At 46.8% G+C, this 16,150-nt stretch carries 19 protein-coding genes; 9 read left to right on the top strand and 10 right to left on the bottom strand.

Annotated features, from left to right (window positions below; genetic code table 11):
• Positions 1-3 precede the first annotated feature (3 nt).
• Genes QCB44_RS02300 through QCB44_RS02275 form a run of 6 tightly spaced genes read left to right on the top strand, consistent with a single transcriptional unit; the run spans position 4 to position 1,038 of the window.
• Entirely contained in the window at positions 4-138 is a 135-nt protein-coding gene (locus QCB44_RS02300; protein WP_279407712.1) for a hypothetical protein, read from the top strand.
• Between the two features lie 45 nt (positions 139-183).
• Positions 184-318 carry a hypothetical protein gene (locus QCB44_RS02295; RefSeq protein WP_279407711.1) on the top strand — a complete coding sequence of 45 codons (135 nt, stop codon included), beginning with the start codon at positions 184-186 and terminating at the stop codon, positions 316-318.
• 45 nt (positions 319-363) lie between these two features.
• Positions 364-498: a hypothetical protein gene (locus QCB44_RS02290; protein ID WP_279407711.1), complete on the top strand. Its 135-nt coding sequence runs from the start codon at positions 364-366 to the stop codon at positions 496-498.
• 45 nt (positions 499-543) lie between these two features.
• Entirely contained in the window at positions 544-678 is a 135-nt protein-coding gene (locus QCB44_RS02285; RefSeq protein ID WP_279407711.1) for a hypothetical protein, read from the top strand.
• A gap of 45 nt (positions 679-723) precedes the next feature.
• Positions 724-858: a hypothetical protein gene (locus tag QCB44_RS02280; protein ID WP_279407711.1), complete on the top strand. Its 135-nt coding sequence runs from the start codon at positions 724-726 to the stop codon at positions 856-858.
• A 45-nt stretch (positions 859-903) separates the two neighbouring features.
• Positions 904-1,038: a hypothetical protein gene (locus tag QCB44_RS02275; protein WP_279407711.1), complete on the top strand. Its 135-nt coding sequence runs from the start codon at positions 904-906 to the stop codon at positions 1,036-1,038.
• A 75-nt stretch (positions 1,039-1,113) separates the two neighbouring features.
• On the opposite strand, the gene QCB44_RS02270 is transcribed toward QCB44_RS02275, so the two are convergent.
• From QCB44_RS02270 to guaB, 9 genes are all read right to left on the bottom strand, one after another.
• Positions 1,114-2,718, bottom strand: a complete 1,605-nt coding sequence (locus QCB44_RS02270; RefSeq protein WP_279407710.1) for an ABC-F family ATPase — start codon at positions 2,716-2,718, stop codon at positions 1,114-1,116.
• Positions 2,719-2,892: 174 nt separating this feature from the next.
• Entirely contained in the window at positions 2,893-4,782 is a 1,890-nt protein-coding gene (htpG, locus tag QCB44_RS02265) for a molecular chaperone HtpG (protein ID WP_279407709.1), read from the bottom strand.
• A gap of 201 nt (positions 4,783-4,983) precedes the next feature.
• A complete protein-coding gene (locus tag QCB44_RS02260; RefSeq protein WP_279407708.1) occupies positions 4,984-5,907 on the bottom strand; it encodes a hypothetical protein in 924 nt (307 codons plus the stop codon).
• A 187-nt stretch (positions 5,908-6,094) separates the two neighbouring features.
• Positions 6,095-6,682, bottom strand: coding sequence for a hypothetical protein (locus QCB44_RS02255; RefSeq protein WP_279407707.1), 588 nt, complete (start codon positions 6,680-6,682; stop codon positions 6,095-6,097).
• 30 nt (positions 6,683-6,712) lie between these two features.
• Entirely contained in the window at positions 6,713-8,833 is a 2,121-nt protein-coding gene (locus QCB44_RS02250; RefSeq protein WP_279407706.1) for a chemotaxis protein CheA, read from the bottom strand.
• 11 nt (positions 8,834-8,844) lie between these two features.
• The gene (cheD, locus tag QCB44_RS02245) at positions 8,845-9,420 is read right to left on the bottom strand and encodes a chemoreceptor glutamine deamidase CheD (protein ID WP_279407705.1); all 576 of its coding nucleotides are present in this window, start codon (positions 9,418-9,420) and stop codon (positions 8,845-8,847) included.
• A gap of 146 nt (positions 9,421-9,566) precedes the next feature.
• A complete protein-coding gene (gene tadA / locus QCB44_RS02240) occupies positions 9,567-10,127 on the bottom strand; it encodes a tRNA adenosine(34) deaminase TadA (RefSeq protein ID WP_279407704.1) in 561 nt (186 codons plus the stop codon).
• 65 nt (positions 10,128-10,192) lie between these two features.
• Positions 10,193-11,773, bottom strand: coding sequence for a glutamine-hydrolyzing GMP synthase (gene guaA / locus QCB44_RS02235; protein ID WP_279407703.1), 1,581 nt, complete (start codon positions 11,771-11,773; stop codon positions 10,193-10,195).
• Between the two features lie 47 nt (positions 11,774-11,820).
• Positions 11,821-13,281: an IMP dehydrogenase gene (guaB, locus tag QCB44_RS02230; protein WP_279407702.1), complete on the bottom strand. Its 1,461-nt coding sequence runs from the start codon at positions 13,279-13,281 to the stop codon at positions 11,821-11,823.
• 321 nt (positions 13,282-13,602) lie between these two features.
• On the opposite strand from guaB, the gene QCB44_RS02225 reads away from it, so the two are divergent.
• The gene (locus QCB44_RS02225) at positions 13,603-13,932 is read left to right on the top strand and encodes a hypothetical protein (RefSeq protein ID WP_279407701.1); all 330 of its coding nucleotides are present in this window, start codon (positions 13,603-13,605) and stop codon (positions 13,930-13,932) included.
• A 97-nt stretch (positions 13,933-14,029) separates the two neighbouring features.
• On the opposite strand, the gene QCB44_RS02220 is transcribed toward QCB44_RS02225, so the two are convergent.
• Positions 14,030-14,692 (bottom strand): energy-coupling factor ABC transporter permease, encoded by a 663-nt coding sequence (locus QCB44_RS02220; RefSeq protein WP_279407700.1) that lies wholly within the window; start codon positions 14,690-14,692, stop codon positions 14,030-14,032.
• Positions 14,693-14,783: 91 nt separating this feature from the next.
• Here QCB44_RS02220 and QCB44_RS02215 point away from each other — a divergent pair, with 91 nt between their 5' ends.
• Entirely contained in the window at positions 14,784-15,185 is a 402-nt protein-coding gene (locus tag QCB44_RS02215) for an RDD family protein (RefSeq protein ID WP_279407699.1), read from the top strand.
• A 53-nt stretch (positions 15,186-15,238) separates the two neighbouring features.
• Positions 15,239-16,069: a phosphoserine phosphatase SerB gene (gene serB / locus QCB44_RS02210; protein WP_279407698.1), complete on the top strand. Its 831-nt coding sequence runs from the start codon at positions 15,239-15,241 to the stop codon at positions 16,067-16,069.
• Positions 16,070-16,150: the final 81 nt, after the last annotated feature.

Below are 16,150 nucleotides of genomic sequence, written 5' to 3'. Positions count from 1 at the left end.
AATATGAAAAAGATGATCCTAGCAGCTCTTTTAACTCTTGGAATTTCAGCAACAGCGTCCGCTCATCACATGGCGGCTAACCCGGATGCGGGTGACAGCATCCCTGATTGGTCTCCACACCTATTGATGGAATTTTAAGCCACGCTTAAACGGAACTAATTTGTAAGAAATAAGGAAACAGAGATGAAAAAGATTATTTTTGCCGCACTACTGACTTTCGGAATTACCACAACAGCGTCCGCTCATCACATGGCCGCCAACCCGGATGCGGGTGACAGCATCCCTGATTGGTCTCCACACCTATTGATGGAATTTTAAGCCACGCTTAAACGGAACTAATTTGTAAGAAATAAGGAAACAGAGATGAAAAAGATTATTTTTGCCGCACTACTGACTTTCGGAATTACCACAACAGCGTCCGCTCATCACATGGCCGCCAACCCGGATGCGGGTGACAGCATCCCTGATTGGTCTCCACACCTATTGATGGAATTTTAAGCCACGCTTAAACGGAACTAATTTGTAAGAAATAAGGAAACAGAGATGAAAAAGATTATTTTTGCCGCACTACTGACTTTCGGAATTACCACAACAGCGTCCGCTCATCACATGGCCGCCAACCCGGATGCGGGTGACAGCATCCCTGATTGGTCTCCACACCTATTGATGGAATTTTAAGCCACGCTTAAACGGAACTAATTTGTAAGAAATAAGGAAACAGAGATGAAAAAGATTATTTTTGCCGCACTACTGACTTTCGGAATTACCACAACAGCGTCCGCTCATCACATGGCCGCCAACCCGGATGCGGGTGACAGCATCCCTGATTGGTCTCCACACCTATTGATGGAATTTTAAGCCACGCTTAAACGGAACTAATTTGTAAGAAATAAGGAAACAGAGATGAAAAAGATTATTTTTGCCGCACTACTGACTTTCGGAATTACCACGACGGCGTCTGCCCATCACATGGCCGCCAACCCGGATGCGGGTGACAGCATCCCTGATTGGTCTCCACATCTATTGATGGAATTTTAATCTCGAATTAACCGGTTTGATTCTAGAAAAAAGCCTGCATGATGCAGGCTTTTTTATGACGCTTTTAAATGAATGTTAACCATCCAGCGTGGCCAAATAAGATTCATAATCACCGCGATAATCTTCGATACCATTTTCTCGCATCACCATCAGGCGGGTAGCAATCGAAGAGACGAACTCTCGGTCGTGAGAGACGAAAATCACCGTACCGGGATACTGCTCCAACGCCTGGTTCAAAGATTCAATCGATTCCATATCCAGATGGTTGGTCGGTTCATCCATAATCAAGACATTGGGCTTTTGCATCATCAGTTTACCGAACAGCATACGCCCTTGTTCACCACCGGAAAGCACCTTAACGGACTTATCAATCTCTTTCTGCGAGAACAGCATACGCCCCAAAATTGAACGCACGGCCTGTTCGTCATCGCCTTCCTGCTTCCATTGACTCATCCAATCAAGCAAGTTCAGATCGGTTTCGAAATCGGCGGCATGATCCTGAGCGTAATAACCGATCTTGGTATTTTCCGACCACTTAACGGTACCTGAAGTCAGTTCGGTATCTCCGGTCAGACACTTCAAAAAAGTGGTTTTACCAATTCCGTTGCCACCGATCACCGCCAACCGTTCTCCCGCCTCCAGCATCAGGCTGAAATCCTGAATGACTTCATTGTCGCCGTTCTCGGGATCATGATAGGTTTTGCTTAAATGCTCCACTTCCAACGCCAAGCGGAACAGTTTTTTATCCTGTTCAAAGCGAATAAACGGATTGACCCGGCTTGACGGCTTAACCTCTTCCAGCTGAATCTTATCGATCAGTTTGGCGCGGGAGGTAGCCTGTTTGGCCTTGGAAGCGTTGGCCGAGAAACGGCTGACAAAGGTTTTCAACTCATTGATCTGCGCCTGCTTTTTGGCGTTGTCAGCCAACAAGCGTTCGCGAGCCTGAGTCGATGCAATCATATATTCATCATAATTGCCCGGATAGATGCGCAACTCGCCATAGTCCAGATCCGCCATATGGGTACAGACACTGTTGAGAAAGTGACGATCGTGAGAGATGATGATCATCGTGCTCTTACGCTCGTTAAGCGTATTTTCCAGCCAACGGATGGTATCGATATCCAGGTTGTTGGTCGGTTCATCCAACAACAGAATATCCGGATCGGAAAACAGCGCCTGCGCCAACAGCACACGCAGCTTCCATCCCGGTGCCACTTCACTCATCGGCCCATAATGCTGTTCAACCGGAATGCCGACGCCTAACAGCAGTTCTCCGGCGCGCGATTCCGCAGTATAACCGTCCATTTCACCGAACTTGATTTCCAGATCGGCTACGATCAGACCGTCTTCTTCGGACATTTCCGGCAGCGAGTAGATGCGGTCACGCTCACGCTTCACTTCCCACAACTCAGGCTGCCCCATAATCACGGTATCGACGACACTGAACTCTTCGTAAGCGAACTGATCCTGCTTCAGTTTCCCCACGCGATCGTCCGGGTCGACGCTGACATTACCCGAAGTCGGTTCCAGATCGCCGCCAAGAATTTTCATAAAGGTGGATTTACCGCAACCATTGGCCCCGATCAGACCATAACGGTTACCGTCGCCAAATTTAACGGAAATGTCTTCAAAAAGCGGTTTTTCGCCAAACTGCATGGTGATATTGGAAGTGGAAATCAATGAACTGCCCCGTAAGTAGTTAAAGAATTAAAAAAGGCGATATTTTGCCATAAACTGACGTTAAATGGCGGAAATACAAGAAAAAATCCACATACAAAAAAACCGCGACAAACTGAACAGGCCTGCTCAGTTTGTCGCGGCTATATACGATCAGAAAATGAAACCTTAAGCGATTCAGATCATTTCGCTGAGCAAGGTATTCATACGTTTAATGAAGGCGGCTGGCTCCTCCAACTGATCCCCTTCCGCCAATTGTGCCTGCTCAAGCAGGAACAATGACCACTCTTTGATCTTATTTTCATCCTCCAGCGATTCCAGCTTTTTCACCAAAGCATGATCCGGATTCAGTTCCAGAATCGGCTTCTGTTTCGGCACACTTTGTCCCATCTGCTCCATAATACGCATCATATGGGCCGACATATCACCTTCGGCGTTCACCACACAAGCGGGAGAATCTGTCAGACGATGCGTCACTTTGACATCTGAAACCTGCTCTTCCAAAGCTTTTTTGACTTTTTCCGTCAAGGCTTCACGCGCCTGTTTATCCTCTTCAGACAAATCCTTATCCGCCTCTTCATCCAGCCCCAGATCGGCAGAGGTAATCGATTTCAGTGGCTTACCTTCAAACTCGTTCAGGTGTGACACCAGCCACTCGTCAATGCGGTCGGACATCAACAGCACTTCAATGCCTTTCTTGCGGAAGACCTCAAGGTGTGGGCTGCCTTTGGCGGCCGCGTGTGTATCCGCAATAATATAGTAGATCGCTTCCTGATCTTCCGGCATGCGATCCACATACTGCTCCAACGAAATACGTTGCTCAGCCGCGTCATCGTGGGTAGAGGCAAAACGCAACAACTTGGCGATTTTCTCTTTATTGGCAAAGTCTTCAACCACCCCTTCTTTCATGACCTGACCGAACTGATCCCAGAAGGTGTTGTAATCGCTCTGGTCTTCAGCCTTAGCCATTTTTGCCAATTGATCCAATACGCGCTTGACCGAGGCCGAACGAATTTTATCCACCACCTTGTTACTTTGCAGAATTTCACGCGACACGTTCAGCGGCAGGTCGGCCGAATCGATCACCCCGCGGACGAAACGCAGATAAGTCGGCATCAAGTGCTCGGCGTCGTCCATAATAAACACGCGTTTCACATACAGCTTCAAGCCATAACGGCGTTCACGGTCATAAAGGTCAAACGGCGCTTGCTTTGGAATATACAGCAATGAAGTATATTCCAGCGTTCCTTCGACTTTATTGTGGATGTGTGCGAGCGGTTCATTAAAGTCGTGTGATAGCGTCTGATAGAAATTGGTGTAATCTTCATCACTCAATTCCGATTTTGGCTGCGTCCAGATGGCGGTCGCTTTGTTAACCTGTTCCAGCTCGTCGGTCGTTTTTTGTGCTTTAGCTTCGTCATCCCATTCGGTTTTGAACATTTTGATCGGGAAGTTGATGTGATCCGAATAGGTGGTAATGATGTTCTTCAGACGGAACTGATCCAGAAACTCATCCATATCCTCTTTCAGGTGGAGAACGATCTCGGTCCCTTTTTGTGCTTTTTCAACGGTTTCCAGAGTAAACTCACCCTCACCCTTGGAGACCCAGCGCGTACCTTCCGCAGCCTCTGTGCCCGCTTTACGCGTAGTCAACACCACCTCGTCAGCGACAATGAAAGAGGAGTAAAAGCCGACCCCGAATTGACCGATCAAGTGCGAGTCTTTTGCCTGGTCACCGCTTAGGCTTTCAAGGAATTTTTTGGTTCCGGAGTTGGCGATGGTTCCGATATTGGCAATGACCTCATCACGGGTCATGCCGATACCGTTATCGGCAATCGTGATGGTTCGCGCATCTTTGTCAAAAGAGACTTGAATCGCCAGCTCTTCATCACCTTCATTCAAACTGTCATCGGAAACCGCTTCAAAACGCAACTTATCCAAGGCATCTGAAGCGTTGGAAATCAACTCACGCAAGAAAATCTCCTTATTGGAATACAGCGCGTGAATCATCAGTTTTAATAGTTGGTTTACTTCGGTTTGAAACGCATGGGTTTCTAATGCACTCATGAATTCATCTCCAATGATTTGAGGTTTAAATGACCGCCCAGATAACTTTTTAAACCAAGAAAGCATCGAGTTCGGCCAGGTTAATAAGGTTAGTCAAACTCGGATTTGTATAGGGACAGGCCTGCTGGATTTCAAGCCCCAAAAATAAAAAAAGCACAGAAACCTGTGCTTAAAAGAGGAGGAAGGTAAAAACCTTTCAATTTAAAACTCCGATGCCCCCTGATCCATCTTTTGATTTTTAGCCACAGCTTCCAGTGCTTTGGCAATATCATCCGGCGCATTGGAGATGCTCATAAAGCTTCCGGATCCCATCATCGACAAACTTGGCCAGTTAATAGCGATGCGGAATTTTCCGTTCAAGGCAATCACTTTATCTTCGACCACCAGCAGCTCATATGGGAAATGCGCCGCATGACTTTCCTGGCCTAAATCAATCTGCTTTTGGATAAACTGATCGGCTGCTTCACCATTAGCTAAAGCCACCCCGAACACACTCATTTGTTTGCCGGGAATATCAATGCGATAGACTTTTTTAGCGCCGGCCTTGCCTGAAGCCAGTCCCGCTTCAACCTTGCTGATCGCCTGATCATAAGAGTCGTATTCCGCCAATTCATCTTCATCATCGAAATAAGGCATCATCATTTTGTAATGGTATTCGCGCAACTCTTCGGCGCTCAATCCAGCCTCGGCACCAAATTGTTTTTGCGCCCCCAAAGCCGACTCCATCGCTTGCTGCACCGACTGGATTTCTCCCGTCATACGGTAGACGTTCCACATATACTCCGGATTGGTGTAACTGACCTGAACTTGTCCATTTTTATTCACCAAGGCCACCCGTTCCATGGCGCCGAAGCCTCCATTTTCAGACTGTGCCGCCATGGATTTAAGGTCTTTATTGGTCACCACTAAAACTTTTGTATCCGCATTCGGCGCATACTCACCAACAATCTCAAAGCCCTTCTCTTTCAGTGCCGTTTGAGTTTTGTCTGCAACATCCGCCAAGGCCCCCGATTCCATACTGCCTAAAATAAAAGGCATATGATTTTTGGCCCAGGCTGATACCGGCGCACAACTTAACGCCAGAGCGGTTAAGGCAGCGAACCAAAGTGCATGTAACTGTTTCATAAATATCCTCGATTATTTTTTATCTTTAGCAAACCAGTCTGCATTGTTATAAATTTTTTTATGGTTTAAAAATCAAAATAACTTATGAATAAATAAGTAATAAACAGTACTTAATAATAAAAAGACAATAAAAAAGCCCCATTCAGGGGCCTTTTAAGAAGCAATCTAAGGGTAGAAAACGAATTCGCTAAAAGAGTTCAATTTCGTCTTCGTCATCCACTTTTTCGTCTTCCGCCATACGTGAACGCATACGCTGACACATAATATCAATGGCTTCTTCAACCGGAACATTTTGATCGAAGATCAGTTCAAACAACTCCTCTTCTTCGCGCATTGAGGTGCCCTTACGCACACTTTGCTTGAATGCTTCCCATTCTTCCGGGCTTTTTACGCGCATCTCGTGAGAAACGATTTCCGCCAAACCGGACAAACCATGAGAAACATGAGTCAAACGCTGACTGAGTTTGTCGTAGAATTGAAAGGCGATAATCGCCTGTTGCATTTTGGCCGCCAACTCACTGGTTTGAGTACTCAACAACGCCTTATAGTTTTGAGCTGCCTCATCTTCGCCAAGCAATTCGAAAATGCCCTCGCTCGAAGTCTGAATCGCTTCAATATGCTGAGACATAAAGGTGAACGAATCAATCAACGCATTAACCGAGTTATCCCCCTCAGAAAGGGATAGATCAATTTGTGCGATGGATAAATTTAAAATCAGGATCGTTTCCTGAACCTCTTTTGCTCCTAAAGCGTAATCTCCTGCCGGTGCAGTCATTCTGTTTCCTTTACTTAATCCAACGGTCTGTTATGCAACGTGCATTTGCGGTGGAACATGCCCACCTTTGTGATTTTGCACAGTCTCTTTAACGTCAAGAATCAACGAAACTGTGCCATCACCCAAAATCGTTGCACCGGCGATGCCGTCGATTTTCATAAAGTTGCTTTCCAAGCTCTTAATCACGACCTGCTGCTGTCCTAAAAGATCATCGACAAAAATACCGGCGCGCTTGCCACCGTCTTCGACTACAACCAATAACCCTTCCGACAAGTCTTCACAGGCATTCTTAACCCCCAGTTTTTGATGCAGTCGAATCACCGGAATATAACTGTCGCGTAGCTTGTACAGTTCAGCCTGTCCTGCAATGCCTTTGACCAGAGACTTATCCACCTGGATCGATTCAATAATGGATACCAGAGGGAAGACGTAAGTTTCTTCACCGACTCGGCATAACTGCCCGTCAAGAATGGCCAGCGTCAACGGCAAACGAATCGTAAAGACACTGCCTTTACCTAGCGTGGTTTCAACCTCAACAGATCCACCCAAACTCTTGATATTTCTGCGCACAACATCCATACCGACGCCTCGGCCAGAAATGTCACTCACGACATCCGCCGTCGAGAAGCCCGGGTGAAAAATCAAATCAATGATTTCATCTTGGGTAAGATTGTGATCCGCTTCAATGACGCCTTTTTCAATCGCTTTGGCTTCGATTTTTTCATGATTAATCCCCGCACCATCGTCGGTGATTTGAATCAAAATATTCCCGCCCTCATGGAAAGCCGCCAGTTTGACAGTACCCTGTTCAGGTTTGCCAGCCGCAAGGCGTGTTTCAGGGCTTTCAACACCGTGGTCAATGGAGTTACGCACAATGTGCACCAGCGGATCGGTCAACTGTTCCAACATGGTTTTGTCGAGCTCAGTACCTTCCCCTTCCATCACCAGATCAATCTTTTTGCCGAGCTTTTGGCTGACATCATGCACAATACGCGGCATACGATTGAAAGCAAAACTCACCGGCAACATTCGAATATTCATCACAGACTCTTGAAGCTCGCGCGTGTGGCGCTCCAGATGCGTCAAACCTTCTTTAAGCTTATCAATCCATTCGGTACTGCGAGCGCCTTGCTCTTGCGCCTGCTCAGCTTGTTCACCAAACTGACTCAGCATCGACTGGGTAATAACCAATTCACCCACCAGGTTGACCATTTGATCAATCTTGCTCAAATCAACACGAATGGATCCTTCCTGTTTCGGAGCTGCTTTACCAGCAGAGGACTCTTTTTTCGCATTGGCTGCGCTGGCTTCTGAACGGGCCGGTTGAATGTTAGCAACCTTTTCAACTTGTGCCACTTCAGGCGCTTCGACTTCAGACACTCCTGTTCCGGCACTTTGCGAAGCGGCTACCCCATCTCCTGCTTCTGCATTTGGTGCGACAATTTGAATCTCCGCGCCATCGCCATCAATCCATTCAAAGACCTCTTTGATGTCTTCTTCCTGAATACCTTCGCCTTTAAGGGTAAGCGTCCATTTCAAGTACAGTTCTTCTGGGTTAAACTGCCCAATCTCGGGAACAGCGCTTAAATCAGCATCAACAGACAGCTCACCTAATGTTTCTAATTCACGGAAGATGCGTAACGGCTCATTACCGGTCTGCAACAGTTCTTTTTCAGGAATAACGATAATTTTCCATTCACCGCTTCCTGAAACTGCTTCTGAGGCAACAGTGTCTGTAGAAGCTTGGGAAACCCCTTCATCGCTTTCCATTCCCAAAATGCGTTCTAATTGGCCTTGCACTTCATTAGCACGCTCTTCATCAATAGGCTGATGATCTTGCAACTTAGTTAGCATGTCACGCAATACATCCACCGCGGACAACATCACATCGATCGCTTCCTGAGTAACGTCTCGGCGCCCATCTCGCATTTCATCTAGCAGAGTTTCCAAAACATGGGTAAAACCAGCAATTTCAATGAAACCGAAGGTTCCACTGCCGCCTTTAATCGAATGGGCAGCACGAAAGATCTCATTGATTTTATCTTTGTCCGGCTCTCCGGGAGGCAATTCCAACAGGCCTGCCTCCATTACATCCAGCCCTTCAAAACTCTCTTCAAGATAGGTTTGACGAAAGGTTTCCATCATATCCATAACATGTTTCCTCAGAACAGTTCAACATCACCCTCAACAGGCTTTGATCCAATGTTGTTAATATAGCGACTTTCTTGATCCGCCAGTGATTGATTGTGCATAGTATTTAAACGCCTGACTCGAACCCGTCCCGTTAAAGGGTAATACAAAATTTTTCTAGGGTAGACATCACCAATGTCTTGAGAGACGATTTTAAACCCTTCGGTATAAACGTAATCAAACGCAAACCCAATATTGTACCAACCAATATTGGTCATCGAGCTCATAATTCGTCCACCGCCGAATAACTTGAACTCCAGCCGTTCCCGCTTGGCGCCTGCCGACAGTAACGCGTTTACCAGATTTTCCATTGCATAGTTACCATAACGGTTGGCATCAGATAGCTCACTCTGAGCGCCATTCCCCTTATCCACAGGCAACATAAAATGATTCATTCCCCCGACACCCGCGATCGGATCGCGAACGCAAGCAGAAATACATGAACCTAATACGGTCTCAATACGCTCATTCTTCTGGGTAACATAAAACTCACCCGGTAAGATTTTCACGGAGGTAATACCTTCGGCAGGATCAAGATTGATTTGCATATTTTACGATTTAAATCCCATACAAATGATTATGAGCAGATCGTGACAGACAATTTTCCGCGCATACTCACCGTTGATGCATTCGCAATCCATTTTTGTCTTTCATCCTATTCAGAGGCTTATATTCGCATTGTTTGCCAGGGCTATCAAGTTCTAATCATCGGTTTTTCGTTCTTTTCACTTTCCTGTAACCTGGCTTTTTTCTGTTCCGCTCTTCTGCGTTTAAAAAAGTCACTTAACAGATTACCGCACGCTTCTGCCATGACTCCTGACACGACTTCGAGTTGATGATTTAAATGGGAGTTTTGCACTAAATTAAATCTGGAATCCACCGCACCCGTTTTTAAATCAGCCGCACCATAAACCAACCTTTTAACTCGCGCATGAACCATCGCTGAGGCGCACATCGGACAAGGTTCAAGGGTCACATATAATGTGGTATTTACCAACCGATAATTTTGCACCGCTTCCCCTGCTTGCCTCAGCGCCATCACTTCCGCATGAGCCGTCGGATCATGCATCTGAATAGGGCGATTCCAGCCCTCGGCAATCAATTGATTATCTTGCACCACGACGGCTCCAACCGGCACTTCTCCTTCCTGTTGCGAACGCAGCGCCAACCGATAAGCCTGCTCCATCCAAAACAGGTCTAATTCCGACTGACTCAGTCCTGCTGGTGCCGTTCGTTGAATATTTTTATCACTCATAAGGGCATAAATAAAAAAGGCTTTCTTAATGAAAGCCTTTTCATTCACTCATTAGCTAGTAAACATTATTCCCACTCAATGGTAGCCGGCGGCTTACTCGATATATCGTAAGTCACTCGGGAAACGCGCGGGATTTCGTTAATAATGCGGTTAGACACCTTTTCCAGAAACTCATACGGTAAATGAGCCCAACGCGCGGTCATAAAGTCAATGGTTTCCACGGCACGCAGCGCAATGACATAGTCATAACGGCGCGCATCCCCGACCACACCGACAGACTTGACCGGCAAGAACACCGCAAAAGCCTGTGAGGTTTTATCGTAAAGATCGGCGGCGCGCAACTCTTCAATAAAGATATGATCGGCTAAACGCAGAATATCGGCGTACTCTTTTTTAACCTCACCTAAAATGCGCACTCCAAGACCCGGACCTGGGAACGGATGACGATAGACCATATCGTAAGGCAACCCTAAAGCCACTCCAAGCTTACGCACTTCGTCCTTGAACAATTCACGAAGCGGCTCAATCAAAGACATTTCCATATCTTCTGGCAACCCGCCTACATTGTGGTGTGATTTAATCACTTTCGCCTTACCGGTTTTAGAACCGGCAGATTCAATCACGTCTGGATAGATCGTGCCTTGCGCCAGCCATTTGATGCCTTTAAGCTTAGCCGATTCGGCGTCAAACACTTCGATGAATTCACGACCGATAATTTTACGCTTCACCTCAGGATCTGTTGCTCCTGCCAAAGCGCTCATAAAGCGATCTTCGGCATCTGCACGAATCACGCGAATCCCCATGTTTTCGGCAAACATGGCCATCACTTGATCGCCCTCTTGATAACGCAGCAAACCGTGATCCACAAAGACGCAAGTCAATTGATCACCAATCGCTTTGTGCAATAAGGCTGCGACAACAGACGAATCCACACCTCCAGACAGGCCCAGCATGACTTCATCAGAGCCGACCTGCTCACGAATGCGTGCAATACTGTCGTCAATGATATTTTCTGTTGTCCATAACTTTTCACAACCGCACAACTCAATAACAAAACGTTCAATAATGCGTTTACCCTGCTTGGTATGTGTCACTTCCGGGTGAAATTGAATGCCGTAAAACCCTTTTTCCTCATTCGCCATACCGGCAATTGGACAGTTAGGGGTACTGGCCATCAGCTTAAAGCCATCTGGCATAGCATCCACGCGATCGCCATGAGACATCCAGACATCCAGCATCCCGTAACCTTCTGGAGTGACATGATCTTCGATGTCGATAAACAACTTGGTGTGACCATGCGCACGCACCTGGGCATAACCATATTCATGTTCGTCCGCATGAATCACTTTACCACCCAACTGCTCGGCCATGGTCTGCATGCCGTAACAGATACCCAAAACAGGAACACCTAGCTCAAACACCACTTTCGGTGCCTCAGGCGCATCGTCGCCAATAACCGTTTCCGGACCACCGGACAAAATAATACCGCGTGCGCCGAAGTCCACAACATCCTGAGCATCGATATCCCACGGCTCCACTTCACAGTAAACGCCAATTTCGCGAATACGGCGCGCAATTAACTGAGTGTACTGAGAACCGAAATCCAAAATCAGAATTCGATGGTCATGAATATTTGCTTGTGTCATAGAGGTTCCAACATAAAGTAATAAATGAGTTCAAAATCGGCCTGATATTACAGACGGTAGTTTGGCGCTTCTTTCACCATGGTGACATCGTGAACGTGGCTCTCTGCCATACCCGCTGAAGTAACACGCACAAATGAAGGCTTGGTGTTCATGGTTGGGATATCCTTACAACCGGTATATCCCATGCTCGAACGAACCCCGCCCATCAACTGATGGATGATCGGAGCCAAAGGCCCCTTGTAGGCAACGCGCCCTTCGATCCCTTCCGGCACCAGCTTGTCTTCCGCATTTGAGGCCTGGAAGTAACGGTCACTCGAACCTGACGGCTGCGCCATCGCACCTAACGATCCCATTCCACGGTATGATTTGTAAGCACGCCCTTGGTAGTATTCGATTTCACCTGGAGACTCTTCCGTACCGGCGAACATGCTACCAATCATACAGGCAGAGGCACCGGCGACCAACGCTTTGGCGACATCACCCGAGAAACGCAATCCACCATCGGCAATCAATGGCACGCCACTTCCCTGCAAGGCTTTCGCGACATTGGAGATCGCAGAAATTTGCGGCACACCCACACCGGCCACGATTCGCGTTGTGCAAATAGAACCTGGTCCGATACCGACTTTAACGCCGTCCGCACCCGCTTTGACCAAATCCAATGCCGCTTCGGCAGTGGCAATATTACCGCCGATCACATCAATTTCAGGATAATTCTGTTTTACCCAAGCCACACGGTCCAACACACCCTGAGAGTGGCCGTGCGCCGTGTCAACAATAATCACATCCACGCCAGCTTCAACCAGAGCGGCCACACGCTGTTCAGTTTCTGCACCGGTACCCACGGCAGCCCCTACACGTAAACGCCCATTATCATCACGACAAGCATTTGGATGGTCAGAGGACTTCATCATATCGGATACGGTAATCATACCTCTTAGCTGGAAGTCATCATTCACTACCAGGACACGTTCAATACGGTGTTTATGCAAAAGGTCCAGAACCACATCACGATCTTCTTTTTCTTTCACCGTGACCAGCTTATCTTTTGGCGTCATGATTTTAGAAACCGGCTGGCTCATATCCGTTACAAAACGGATATCACGGCTGGTGACGATTCCGACCAAATCACGGCCATCCATGACAGGCGCGCTGGAAACACGGTTCTTTTTGGTTTTTTCGATCACATCCGCTACGGAATCCGTACATTGAACCGTGACCGGTTCTAAAATCACACCGTGCTCATATTTTTTAACTTTACGAACTACATCCGCCTGCTGTTCAACCGTCATATTCTTATGAATAATCCCAATTCCGCCTTCTTGCGCCATAGAAATCGCTAAACGCGCTTCGGTCACCGTATCCATCGCAGCCGAAACCAACGGAATATTCAAAGAGATGTTTCGGGTCAACTTAGTCTTTAAAGACACATCTTTAGGCAACACCGTAGAATGGGCTGGAACCAACAAAACATCATCAAAAGTTAAAGCTTCTTGTAGAATTCGCATCGTTTTGCACCTTGAATATAAAACTTATAGGCTAATTAGTTATTTTTCTAACGCTCTCCAATAGACCCCGCCCAAACAACACACCCCTTTAAATTCAATAAGTTATGTGTTTTTTAAGGGTTTTTACGTTAAAAAATAACCAATTTTTAAAATATTAGGGGCCATTATAAAGATTGACACGGGCGGGGTAAACTTAATAACGTATGCATCTAAACGAAAACAGTAAAAAAACTGGTCGTTAATTAGCTTTTACATTCAGCCAACTACTCTTTAAAATAAGATTGGCTTAAACAGAGCTCTTTCAATTGGAGGAAAACAATAATGAAGAAACTTCTTATCGGTGCTGCAATCGCCGCTGCCTTTAACCTAACCGCTTGCTCTAGCATGGCAACACAAAGCAACTCTTACGATTCTATCGTAGCAGAAGCTACTGCGACTCACGCTGAAGCAAAAGCAATGCATAACGTATGGAAACAGAAAAAAATGAAGCTTCCATATGTTGAGCATTACCTTGATCTAGCCGCTAAAGCAAAAGAGAAAGGCGACGAAGCTGCTGCCGTCAAATATGCGAAAGAAGCTTTGAAAACAGCTAAAGCGGAAGTTGCCCAGATCAAAAACAACGAAAACCTAACGGCGGCTTGGGAAAAATAATCTCTCGCCTTAGGCATAAAAAAACCGGCATTAGGCCGGTTTTTTTATGCCTAAAATATTTCACACAGCCGCCAACCTTTTTTCATGAAAAGCCGACCTATTTAAAATAATCCCGATCATTTATCGAACTGACCCACTCTGGCTTAAACAGCACAAACGCCATCATCAACATACCGTTCACAAAGCCTTCAGGCGTGGCCAACAAAGGAATATAGGGAATAAAACTCTGTTTCAGCATCTTGTAACTGTGCACATCGGCGGCATAAAGCACCCAGGCTGCAACGCCTAACGAGACCACGACGCCGAGCGCTGCGGATAAAAAGGCGTTAAAAAACACAAACACGAAAATATTCCGGTCCAAAACACGAAAAGCCCAACGCGCCATCCACCAGGTAATCAAAATAGGGATCACTCCCATTAACACCGCGTTTAAACCCAATGCCATTAACCCGAGATCCAGCTGCAAGGTTACCCCAAGCAACGCCAAACTCATGGCCATAAACGCAAACTGCGGCCCAAACATCAACGTCAAAGTGGTCATAAACAGAAAGTGAAAGGTAATGCCATCCCCCAAGCTGGCACCAAAAATCCACACCAAAAACACCACAAACGCCGCCCCCAACAACACATGCTGCGCAGGCTTGTCACCTTGAACCTTATACCAGGGCGCGGTTTTCAACGCCCATGCAAACAGGCCTGCCCAAATCAACAGACCGCCTACCAGCCAATGCAAAGCAAAACTGTCTGCGACCAAATTCATATTCTCTCCATTACATAACGGCTTTTGTCTAAGCCAACAGATCGGTTAATACAGTGTACAATACTGACCAATATTATAAATGGCTCACGTTATGAACCAATTTAAAATTCTTTTTGCCCTGCTCTACGACTTCATTCTATTGTGCGCCGTCTGGTTCGTCGCCGCCATTCCGTTTGTGATGTGGCAAGGCGGTGAATTTCAGGACAGCCCGGTGGCCAATTTTGCTTTCCAAATTTACTTGCTGGCCATCACTTATCTCTACCTGACCTATTTCTGGGTGAATTCAGGACAAACACCCGGACTGCGCACCTGGAAACTACGCCTGGTCAGAGAAGACGGTTACCTTTTGACCCGGCATAATGCCAATATCCGCTTTATTTACGCGGTTCTGTTCTGCTTAATCGGCTGGATCACTCTATTCACTTCCGCCAAACGACAATCTTTGCAGGATATCTTGGCAAAGACTAAAATAGAGCCCATTTACGAAAGCTAAGCCCAGCCGTTTGAAGAGAAGACGGCTACCTACTGAACATTAACAGGACGTTTATGGCCACCATCATTATTCACAGTAACACCCTAAACTTTGAGCAAAGCAAGACACTCGAGCGTAAATTCGGTAAACTCAGCGCCGTTCATAATCATTATCGCGCCGAAGTCGAAACCGCACCAACCCACGAACAACTGGTCCAGCTGAGACAGGAACTGGAACTCGACATCAATGTACTGCCAGCCAACTTTGATAGCAAAACCGTCAAGCTGGTGATCAGCGACATGGATTCCACCTTGATCAGCATTGAGTGCGTGGATGAAATTGCCGACTTCATTAATGTCAAACCCCAAGTGGCGGCGATTACCGAAGCGGCCATGCGTGGTGAGCTTAACTTTGAAGAGTCGTTAACAGAACGCGTATCACTACTGAAAGGCTTAGAAACCAATGCCTTACAACACGTCTATGACGAACGCCTCACTCTAAATCCGGGCGCGGAAACCTGGATTGAAGGGCTCAAAGAACAAGGCATCAAGTTCGCGTTAGTTTCCGGGGGCTTCACCTTCTTTACCCAACGCCTGCAAGAACGCTTGGGCATTGACTTTACCCGTGCAAATGTATTGGAAATAGAAGGTCATCAACTCAGCGGGCGCGTTGTCGGCGATATCGTTGGGGCGCAAGCCAAGGCGGATTTTCTGATTGAATTGTGCGATCAGATGGAAATTCTAATGAGTCAGACCATTGCCGTCGGCGATGGTGCCAATGACTTGATGATGATGAAAGAAGCCGGTTTAAGCGTTGCCTACCACGCCAAACCCACGGTTCAGGAGCAGGCGGATACCGCGCTGAATTACCGCGGATTGGATGCCATTCTGGACTTTATTGCTTAATTCCAGCAAACAAACTCCACAAAACCACATTCAAACGGAACAGGCCTGTTCCGTTTTTCATGCGCATAAAAAAGCCGGCAT

It is taken from the genome of Thiomicrorhabdus sp. zzn3 (genome assembly GCF_029767755.1).
Lineage (GTDB): Bacteria > Pseudomonadota > Gammaproteobacteria > Thiomicrospirales > Thiomicrospiraceae > Thiomicrorhabdus.
The sequence above is the reverse complement of the archived record's forward strand: the minus strand, read 5'-3'. Positions and strand labels throughout refer to the sequence as shown.

Bases quoted from the DNA above. Each gene is read 5' to 3' on its own strand.
- QCB44_RS02300 (WP_279407712.1), top strand. From the start codon at position 4: ATGAAAAAGATGATCCTAGCAGCTCTTTTAACTCTTGGAATTTCAGCA.
- QCB44_RS02295 (WP_279407711.1), top strand. From the start codon at position 184: ATGAAAAAGATTATTTTTGCCGCACTACTGACTTTCGGAATTACCACA.
- QCB44_RS02290 (WP_279407711.1), top strand. From the start codon at position 364: ATGAAAAAGATTATTTTTGCCGCACTACTGACTTTCGGAATTACCACA.
- QCB44_RS02285 (WP_279407711.1), top strand. From the start codon at position 544: ATGAAAAAGATTATTTTTGCCGCACTACTGACTTTCGGAATTACCACA.
- QCB44_RS02280 (WP_279407711.1), top strand. From the start codon at position 724: ATGAAAAAGATTATTTTTGCCGCACTACTGACTTTCGGAATTACCACA.
- QCB44_RS02275 (WP_279407711.1), top strand. From the start codon at position 904: ATGAAAAAGATTATTTTTGCCGCACTACTGACTTTCGGAATTACCACG.
- htpG (WP_279407709.1), bottom strand. From the start codon at position 4,782: ATGAGTGCATTAGAAACCCATGCGTTTCAAACCGAAGTAAACCAACTA.
- QCB44_RS02260 (WP_279407708.1), bottom strand. From the start codon at position 5,907: ATGAAACAGTTACATGCACTTTGGTTCGCTGCCTTAACCGCTCTGGCG.
- QCB44_RS02255 (WP_279407707.1), bottom strand. From the start codon at position 6,682: ATGACTGCACCGGCAGGAGATTACGCTTTAGGAGCAAAAGAGGTTCAG.
- QCB44_RS02250 (WP_279407706.1), bottom strand. From the start codon at position 8,833: ATGGATATGATGGAAACCTTTCGTCAAACCTATCTTGAAGAGAGTTTT.
- cheD (WP_279407705.1), bottom strand. From the start codon at position 9,420: ATGCAAATCAATCTTGATCCTGCCGAAGGTATTACCTCCGTGAAAATC.
- tadA (WP_279407704.1), bottom strand. From the start codon at position 10,127: ATGAGTGATAAAAATATTCAACGAACGGCACCAGCAGGACTGAGTCAG.
- guaA (WP_279407703.1), bottom strand. From the start codon at position 11,773: ATGACACAAGCAAATATTCATGACCATCGAATTCTGATTTTGGATTTC.
- guaB (WP_279407702.1), bottom strand. From the start codon at position 13,281: ATGCGAATTCTACAAGAAGCTTTAACTTTTGATGATGTTTTGTTGGTT.
- QCB44_RS02225 (WP_279407701.1), top strand. From the start codon at position 13,603: ATGAAGAAACTTCTTATCGGTGCTGCAATCGCCGCTGCCTTTAACCTA.
- QCB44_RS02220 (WP_279407700.1), bottom strand. From the start codon at position 14,692: ATGAATTTGGTCGCAGACAGTTTTGCTTTGCATTGGCTGGTAGGCGGT.
- QCB44_RS02215 (WP_279407699.1), top strand. From the start codon at position 14,784: ATGAACCAATTTAAAATTCTTTTTGCCCTGCTCTACGACTTCATTCTA.
- serB (WP_279407698.1), top strand. From the start codon at position 15,239: ATGGCCACCATCATTATTCACAGTAACACCCTAAACTTTGAGCAAAGC.